Source organism: Streptomyces spongiae (assembly GCF_009377185.1).
GTDB classification, from domain to species: domain Bacteria; phylum Actinomycetota; class Actinomycetes; order Streptomycetales; family Streptomycetaceae; genus Streptomyces; species Streptomyces spongiae.
In genome coordinates this window covers 1-7,140 of sequence record NZ_VJZC01000519.1, presented here as the reverse complement: position 1 = coordinate 7,140, position 7,140 = coordinate 1, and the positions used below count along the sequence as shown (strand labels likewise).

General features: G+C 72.9%; 4 protein-coding genes. 3 read left to right on the top strand and 1 reads right to left on the bottom strand.

Annotation, left to right across the window (positions count from 1 at the left end; translation table 11 throughout):
• Positions 1 to 33 precede the first annotated feature (33 nt).
• Entirely contained in the window at positions 34 to 807 is a 774-nt protein-coding gene (locus FNH08_RS40180; RefSeq protein WP_322726240.1) for an SIS domain-containing protein, read from the bottom strand.
• Between the two features lie 219 nt (positions 808 to 1,026).
• On the opposite strand from FNH08_RS40180, the gene FNH08_RS40175 reads away from it, so the two are divergent.
• From FNH08_RS40175 to FNH08_RS40165, 3 genes are all read left to right on the top strand, one after another.
• Complete coding sequence (locus FNH08_RS40175; RefSeq protein WP_152776459.1) at positions 1,027 to 1,914, top strand: MurR/RpiR family transcriptional regulator; 888 nt, start codon at positions 1,027 to 1,029, stop codon at positions 1,912 to 1,914.
• A 152-nt stretch (positions 1,915 to 2,066) separates the two neighbouring features.
• Entirely contained in the window at positions 2,067 to 6,386 is a 4,320-nt protein-coding gene (locus tag FNH08_RS40170; protein ID WP_152776458.1) for a glycoside hydrolase family 38 N-terminal domain-containing protein, read from the top strand.
• The gene (locus tag FNH08_RS40165) at positions 6,383 to 7,060 is read left to right on the top strand and encodes a peptidyl-prolyl cis-trans isomerase (protein WP_152776457.1); all 678 of its coding nucleotides are present in this window, start codon (positions 6,383 to 6,385) and stop codon (positions 7,058 to 7,060) included. Before FNH08_RS40170 ends, FNH08_RS40165 begins: the two co-directional genes overlap by 4 nt.
• Positions 7,061 to 7,140: the final 80 nt, after the last annotated feature.

Genomic DNA, 7,140 nt, shown 5'->3' with positions numbered 1-7,140 from the left:
AGGCGGGAAGCCTCGGCTCGCGAGCCCCGGGCCTCAGCCGGCCGTGCGGCGGATGCGCCCGCTGTAGCGCTTCTCCAGTGCCAGGTTGCCCTCGAAGCCGCCGGGCACGTTGGCGGAGACGTACACCGGCGGGTGCTCACCGGCGGCGAGCAGCTGTGCGGCGGCCTCGGCGACGGCCATCTGGACCAGCATCACGCCGGTCAGGGTCGACAGCGCGCAGACGGCGCCCCCGCCCGGGAGTTCGAGGAGCGCGTCGCCGCTCGGGGCGGCGTTGTCCAGGACGACGTCGGCGATGTCGGCGAGCTTGCGGCCGCTGGAGTGGGAGGCCGGGACGGAGCGCGTGTGGGACAGCGAGGTGACGGCCAGGACGCGGTGTCCCCGCTCCTTGGCGTGCAGCGCCATCTCGACGATCACGTTGTTGACGCCCGAGTTCGACACGATGACGAACAGGTCCTCGGCCTGCGGCGCGGCGAGGTCGTAGAGCCGGACGGCCACCCCGGCCCTGCGCTCCAGCAGGGGGTCGTCCAGGGCGCTCGGGTCGTCCCCGCCGTAGAGGACGAGATCGGCGATGGACAGCCGGTTGGTGGGGACGAGCCCGCCGGCGCGGCCCGCGACCTCCAGGACGATCGCCTGGGAGTGCCCGGTGCCGAATGCCTGGATGACACCGCCCGAGCGCACGCAGTCGGCGATCAGCTCCGCGGCACGCCGCACCTCGCCGCGGGCCGACTCGGTGATGCGGTCGAGAACGGCCAGGCTCTCGCGCGCGAAGCCCTCGGCGCTGACGGAGTCCACAGAGTCCACGGTCACGCGACGCCTCCAACCGGTGGATTGAACCACCTCAACTACATCTATCGGTGAATCAATAAATCACACGTCTCGCGGCGAGGGCAACGGAGAGTGCACCCCTACCCCACCCTGGTCCTGAATTTCAAACTGTGACTCAGATGGTGGCTGATACATTCGTCATCGTCAGCACACCGCACAACGCGTCACGCACCGCTCAGCACCAAGGAGGCCGGGTACCGCATGCCCCCGACGGACGTCACCACTCTGATCCGTACCGAGCTGCCCCGCCTGGCCGGTTCCCTGCGGAAGGTGGGCGAGCTGATCCTGGAGGATCCCGCCGCCGTCACCCACGTCTCGGCCGCCGAGCTGGGCCGCCGCACCGGCACCTCGCAGGCCACGGTCACCAGGTTCTGCCGCGCCATAGGGCTCGACTCCTACCAGCACCTGCTGATCGAGCTGGCCCAGGAGCGCGGCCGCGGCGAGGTCTCCGACTGGGGCACCGCCGAGATCGGCCCCGACATCTCCCCCGACGACGACCTCGAACGGGTCGTCCAGGTGGTGGGCAGCGCCGACCTGCGCGCGGTGCAGCAGACGATCGACCGGATCGACCTCGACGCCCTGGAGCGCGCGGCCCAGGCCGTGGCCCGCGCCCGCCGCATCGACGTGTACGGCGTGGGCGGCAGCGGCGCCGTGACACAGGAGACGGAGACCCGTCTCTTCCGCATCGGCTGTGCGGTGCGCGGCTGGACCGAGGTGCACGCCGCGGCCACCTCGGCGGCGCTGCTCACCCCGGCCGACGTCGCCATCGGCATCTCGCACTCGGGTGCCACGCGGGAGACGATCGAGCCGTTCGAACTGGCCAAGGAGCGGGGCGCCACGACCGTGGCCCTCACGTCGGACCCGCGCTCGCCGCTCGCCAGGGCCGCCGACATCCGGCTGGTCTCGTCCACGTCGGAGACCAGCTTCCGCACGGGCAGCATCGGCGGCCGGCACTCCGTGCTCGTCCTCATCGACTGCCTCTACGTCCGGGTCGCCCAGCTCTCCTACCAGCGCGCGAGCGCGTCGCTGGCGCTGACCGACCACATCACCCCGCAGCATGCGGTGAAGTCCCGCCGCAGCCGCGCATAACGGGCACCCCACCGAAGCCGCCCCGCCCGCGCGAGGCGGCTTTTCGATGCCCGGAACTGCATGGATGAACCACCAATCACGACGACGAGTGGTTGTTTGAACCATCCTTCCAGTGCCAGGATGGGGCTCCGCCGAGCCTTCGTAGGAGACCCATGCGCGTCACCTCAGTCGAGTCGACCGAGTTGTTCGTCGGCACCCCCGAGCAGCCGCACCAGGTGCTGGTGGCCGAGGTGGGCCACGAGCCGGGACGGACGGTCCGCCTCACCGCCACCGGCCCGGGGAGCGTGCGCGGCGTCGGGGAGACGACGGCCACCGTGGGCGACGACGGCACCGTACGCGCCGAGATACCCATGACCGGCGACCTCGTCCCCGGCGAGCGGCACCACGTCACGGTCACCGTGGAGGACACCGGCGATCCGGAGCAGCGGGCCCAGGGCGGCGGGGACTTCGTGGTCGCCGAACCGGGCTGGACCATGTTCATGGTCAGCCACTTCCACTACGACCCCGTCTGGTGGAACACCCAGGGCGCGTACACGGAGACCTGGGACGTCGCCGACGACCCGGCCACCAGCGGGCTCCCGGCCCGTACGTTCGACTCGCGCGGCCAGTCCGGCATGAGCCTGGTCCGCGCCCACTGCGACCTGGCGCGGCGCGACCCGGCGTACACCTTCGTGCTCGCGGAGGTCGACTACCTCAAGCCGTACTGGGACGCCTTCCCCGAGGAGCGGGCCTTCCTGCGCCAACTGCTGCGCACCGGCCGCGTCGAGATCATGGGCGGCACCTACAACGAGCCCAACACCAACCTGACCGGCGCCGAGGCGACCGTACGCAACGCGGTGTACGGGGACGGCTTCCAACGCGCGATCCTCGGGGCCTCGCCCGAAACGGCCTGGCAGCTGGACGCGTTCGGGCACGACCCGCAGTTCCCGGGGCTCATGGCGGACGCGGGGATCTCCTCCAGCTCCTGGGCGCGCGGGCCGTTCCACCAGTGGGGGCCCACCCTCTCCGTGTTCGGCGAGGAGCCGCGGGATCCCAACCGGATGCAGTTCCCGGCCGAGTTCAGCTGGATCGCCCCGTCCGGGCGCGGCCTGCTGACCGCCTACATGGTCAACCACTACGGCGCCGGCTGGGCCATCGACAACGCGCCGACCCTGCCCGAGGCCGAGGCCGCCGCGTTCAAGCTGTTCAAGGGCCTCAAGCAGGTCGCGCTCACCCGCAACGTGCTGCTCCCGGTCGGCGGGGACTACGCGCCGCCGTGCCGTTGGGTGATGGCCATCCACCGGGACTGGAACGCCCGCTACGTCTGGCCGCGCTTCATCAGTGCCGTACCGCGCGACTTCTTCGCCGCCGTACGGGCCGAGTTGGAGGCCGAGGGACGCAGGGCCTCGCCCCAGACACGGGACATGAACCCGGTCTACACCGGCAAGGACGTCTCGTACATCGACACCAAGCAGGCCCAGCGGTACGGAGAGTCGCTGCTCGCCGACGCCGAGGCCTGGGCGACGCTCGCCTCGCTCGTCACGGGCCGGCCGTATCCGGACGCCGCGCTCGACAAAGCGTGGCGGCAGCTGATCTACGGCGCCCACCACGACGCCATCACCGGCTCCGAGTCCGACCAGGTCTACATCGATCTGCTCACCGGCTGGCGGGAGTTGTACGACCTCGCCGAGACCGTGCACGCCGACGCCACCCAGGCCCTCGCCGCCCATGTCACCCCGCTGCCCGGCGGCACCCCCGACCTCGTCGTCCTCAACTCCTCGACCTGGCCGCGCCGGGACGTGGTGACCGTCGAGGACCGGGGCCTGGTCCCGCTCGACGACAGCACCGGGCTCCCTCTCCCCGCCGTGCACGACGAGGACGGCCGGCTCCGCGTCGTCGTACCGGACGTGCCCGGCGTCGGCCTCAAGACCCTCCCCCTGGCCGAGGGTTCGGTGTCGGGGTGGACGCCGCGCGACGGTACGACGATCCGCAACGCGTTCTACGAGGTGACCGTCGACCCCGCGCGCGGCGGCGCCGTCAGCGGCCTGCGCTCGCTCCGGGACGGCGGACGCGAACTGCTGCGCCCCGGGGACGTCGGCAACGAACTCGTCGTCCAGGAGGAGTACTCGCGGCATCCGCGTTTCGGCGAGGGGCCCTGGCACCTGACCCCGACCGGCACCACGGTGGCTCGCAGCCGCGATGTGACGGCGTCCGTGACGGTGGAGGACTCCCCGGCCGGCTCCCGCGTCACCGTCACCGCCGACCTCGGCCTGTTCCGCTACACCCAGCGGCTGATCCTGTGGGACGGCGTCGACCGGCTCGACGTGACGACCACCGTCGACGGGTACGACGGTGCCGACCGGCTGATCCGGGTGCGGTGGCCGTCCTCCGTGCAGGGCGGGCTGCCGGTGCACGAGGTGGCCGACGCGGTCATCGGGCGCGGTTTCGGGTTCGTGGAGGTGGACAGCGAGCGGTTCCCGTGGACGCTCGACAACCCGGCCAACACGTGGTTCGGGCTCGGATCCACCGCGCGGGTCGCGGTCCACGACGACTCCGGGGCTCTCCTCGGGCACCGCTCCATGGGAGTCGCCGAACTCGTGTACGCGGACTGGGACGACGCCGGAGAGCTGGGCACCCCGCTCGCTGCGGCCCTAGTGCGCGCGGGCGTCACCGCGACCTCGACCATCGCCGGCGGGCAGCGCTACGGCGACCTCGAAGTCGACTCCAACCTCCCCGACATCCGTATCGCCGTCGGCGCGCCCGAGCGCAACTCCCTGGTCGCCGAGGCCCTCGGCTGGGATCCGGCGGCCGGGCGTGAGCTCAGGCGGCAACTTGCCGAGCGGGGGGTGGCGGCCGTGTGGGTCGCTCCTCGTGCCTCGCTGCGGGAGGAGTGGGTGCCGGGCGCCGACCTGCGCGACCTGGAGCGGCTGCCGCTGCTGGTCGTGGCAGGCGCCCGACCGGAGGACGACGCGAAAGCCGTGGACGCGCTGATCGCCGACCTCGACGACGCGACCGTCACGGCCACGGCGGCGGGCGGCGGCGAGGCGCTGCCGCCGGGCGACGCCTGGGACGGGCGGAGCTTCGCCGTCCTCAACCGGGGCACGCCCGGCTGCGTGGTCACGGCCTCCGGCGACCTCTACATGTCCCTGATGCGCTCCTGCACCGGCTGGCCGTCGGGCATCTGGGTCGACCCGCCGCGCCGCACCACCCCGGACGGCTCGGGTTTCCAGCTCCAGCGCTGGTCGCACACCTTCGAGTACGCCGTCGTCGCGGGCGAGGGCGACTGGCGGGACCTCGGACTGCCCGCGCGTGGACACGAGTTCAACCACCGGCTCACCGCGCGGCTGCGCACGGGCGGCGAGGCGGCGCTGCTGCCGAGGACGACGACCCTGCTGGGCCTGGAACCCGCCGGCGAGGTCCTCCTCGATGCCCTCAAGCCCGTCGGCTCCCCGCTCGCCCGGGGCAGCGTGGCACCCGCCGACCCGGCGAACGGCGTCGTCGTACGGATGCACGAGGTGAACGGACGGCCGGTGCGAGCACACATCCACGGACCGCGCGTGCACGGACCGGGCGTCCACGGACCGCGCGCATGGACGGAGGGCGTCCGCGCCGACGTCCTGGAGACGCCCGGGGAGCCCCTCCCCCTCTCCCCGGGTACTGGCGGCGGCCTCGAAGCCGACCTGACCGGCTTCGAGGTCGCCACCATCCTGGCAACGCCCGATCGCGCACGGCACTGCGACGGCCCCGGCGTCGCCGCCCACGAACCCGCCCAGCCCGTCCACACCCGCTACTGGCTGCACAACTCCGGTCCCGCCCCGCGCGGCAATCTGCCGGTCGCGGTCTACCTGTCACCAACAACGATCACCGCGACGGACGGGGAGCCCGTCACCGCGACCGTCCGCGTGAGCTCGGAGCTCACCGACGCGCCGGTGTCCGGCACGGTGGCCCTCGCGGCGCCCCCCGGCTGGTCCGTCGAGCCCGCCCGACTGCCGTACGCGCTGGGCCCGGGCGGATTCACCCTCGCCGAGGTGACGGTGACGCCCCCTCCCGGGGCAGCGCCCGGCCGGCACTGGCTCGCCGCACACCTGGACCACGGCGGTCAGACGTACGAGGACGTGGTCGCGCTCGACGTGCCGGGTGCCGTACCGGAGGGCGAGCCGGACGGGCGTACCGGGCCCACCCTCGTGACCGGACTCGGCACCGAGCGGGTCACCGTGCGCCGGGGTGAGCGCGTCCGGGTCCCGGTGACCGTACGGAACACCACCCGGGGGCCGGTGGGCGGCACGCTGTGGGCGGTGTCGTCGTGGGGCACGTGGGAGGGCGTGGCTCCGGGCTGCCAGGGGTTCACGGTGGCCCCCGGGGAGCGCGCCGAGTGCGTGATCGAGGTGGACGGCGACGCGGTGCCGCCGGGGTCCTACTGGCTGATGGCGAAGGTGGCGTGGCACGGCAACGTCGCCTACACGGAGACCGTCGTACTGGAGGTGACCCCATGACCGGGCCCGCCGCGCCGCACGCCCACCCGCACACCCACGCCCACCCGGGCGCCGCCGCCCTCGTCCACGGAGAGCCGGTCACACGGGCCCGGGTGGACGCCTTCCTGAGGATCGTCCCCCCACGCGACCGCGAGACCCGTCCCGACGCCGTCGCCCGGGCCGAGCGCCAGCGGCGACGCTGGGCGACACAGGTGGTGGTCGCGGACGAGTTGGCCCGCCGCGCCTGCATCGCACGGGGACTGCGACCACCACCTGTGTCGGAGGTGGCGCCGTCCGGTGTCCTCGCCGTGGCGGAGGCGGACGTCGCCGACCTGGGCAGCATCGTCGCGGCGGTGCTCGCCCACTCCCCCGCCGCACGCGTCCTGTTGGACGGTTTCGAGGACGAGCAGGAGATCCCCGAGGAGGCGGTACGGGACTACTACGACCGCAACCGCGACCGCTTCCTCACCCAGGAGGCGCTCAGGCGCGGCGTCGACCCCTTCGACGAGCCGACCCAGGCCGACGTGCTGCCGTACGAACGGGCCCGAGAGGGCATCGAACGCGAGCTGCGACGAGCGGCGGGCCATCGGTCCTTCTTCGCCTGGCTGGACCAGGCCCGCACCAACGTGGTGTACACCCCCGGCCACGAACACCCCGGCGACCCCTCCCACCCGGACCACGAACACCGACACTGACGAGTCAACCTTCCAGCGACCCTTCAGGCTTCCGGCAACCCTTCAGGCTTCCGGCGACCGTTCAGCCCTCCGCCTAGCAC

What these genes read in the sequence shown, in the direction of transcription:
- FNH08_RS40175 (WP_152776459.1), top strand. Translation starts at nt 1,027, where the DNA reads ATGCCCCCGACGGACGTCACCACTCTGATCCGTACCGAGCTGCCCCGC.
- FNH08_RS40170 (WP_152776458.1), top strand. Translation starts at nt 2,067, where the DNA reads ATGCGCGTCACCTCAGTCGAGTCGACCGAGTTGTTCGTCGGCACCCCC.
- FNH08_RS40165 (WP_152776457.1), top strand. Translation starts at nt 6,383, where the DNA reads ATGACCGGGCCCGCCGCGCCGCACGCCCACCCGCACACCCACGCCCAC.